The sequence below is a fragment of the Paraburkholderia sp. Ac-20347 genome, assembly GCF_017104805.1.
In the GTDB taxonomy this organism is placed as follows: domain Bacteria; phylum Pseudomonadota; class Gammaproteobacteria; order Burkholderiales; family Burkholderiaceae; genus Paraburkholderia; species Paraburkholderia tropica.
The window spans coordinates 1-1,372 of record NZ_JAAGPN010000576.1 but is presented as its reverse complement, the minus strand read 5'-3'; the positions used below and the strand labels follow the sequence as shown (position 1 = coordinate 1,372).

The following is a 1,372-nucleotide window of genomic DNA, read 5'->3' as shown; positions in this document are numbered from 1 at the left end:
GCCCGCGAAACCGAGCTCGAACCCGCGCCGAATCTCTCGGCACGCATCGGCAACACGGTGCTGCTCAAGCGTGAGGACAACCAGCCGGTCTTCTCGTTCAAGCTGCGCGGCGCGTACAACAAGATGGCGCATCTCTCGCCCGAGCAGCGCGAGCGCGGCGTGATTACCGCGTCGGCGGGCAATCACGCGCAGGGCGTGGCGCTGTCGGCGGCGCGGCTCGGCGTGAAGGCGGTGATCTGCGTGCCGGAAACCACGCCGCAGGTGAAGGTCGATGCCGTGCGCGCGCACGGCGGCCAGAGCGTCGAAGTCGTGCAGGCGGGCGAGTCCTACAGCGATGCCTACGCCCACGCCGTGCGTCTGCAGGAAGAACGCGGCTTGACTTTCGTCCATCCGTTCGACGATCCGCACGTGATCGCCGGCCAGGGCACCGTCGCGATGGAAGTGCTCAGCAAGCATCAGGCCCCGATTCACGCGATCTTCGTGCCGATCGGCGGCGGCGGTCTGGCGGCAGGCGTGGCCGCATACGTGAAGGCCGTGCGCCCGGAGATCCGCGTGATCGGCGTGCAGACCGACGACTCGTGCGCGATGGCGCAGTCGCTGAAGGCAGGCAAGCGCGTCGAGTTGAGCGAAGTCGGCCTGTTCGCGGACGGCACGGCCGTGAAGCTGGTCGGCGAGGAAACCTTCCGGCTGTGCCAGCAGTATCTCGATGAAGTCGTGACCGTCGATACGGACGCGCTCTGCGCCGCGATCAAGGACGTATTCCAGGACACGCGCAGCGTGCTCGAACCGGCGGGCGCGCTGGCCGTGGCGGGCGCGAAGAAATACGCCGAGCGCGAAGGCATCGCGGGCGAGACGCTGATCGCGATCACGTCGGGCGCGAACATCAACTTCGACCGCATGCGTTTCGTGGCCGAGCGCGCCGAAGTGGGCGAGGCGCGCGAAGCCGTGTTCGCCGTGACGATCCCCGAAGAACGCGGCAGTTTCAAGCGTTTTTGCGAACTCGTGGGCACGCGCAGCGTCACCGAATTCAACTACCGTATCGACGACGCCGAGCGCGCGCATATCTTCGTCGGCGTGCAGATCCGCAATCGCGGCGAATCGCGGCAGATCGCGCAGACCTTCGTCGAGCACGGTTTTCCGTGCGTCGATCTCACCGGCGATGAACTGTCGAAGCAGCACATCCGCTACATGGTCGGCGGCCGTTCGCCGCTCGCGCACGACGAGCGGCTGTTCCGTTTCGAGTTTCCGGAGCGCCCGGGCGCGCTGATGCGCTTCCTGTCGTCGATGGCGCCGAACTGGAACATCAGCCTGTTCCACTACCGCAATCAGGGCGCGGATTACAGCTCGATTCTGGTCGGAATTCAGGTGCCGG

The 1,372-nt window shown here is 66.4% G+C and carries 1 protein-coding gene; it reads left to right on the top strand.

Annotated elements, in window-relative coordinates; all coding sequences use genetic code 11:
- Positions 1-1,372: threonine ammonia-lyase, biosynthetic (gene ilvA / locus G3N97_RS38775; protein WP_205997995.1), on the top strand; the 1,372-nt coding region annotated here is incomplete at both ends.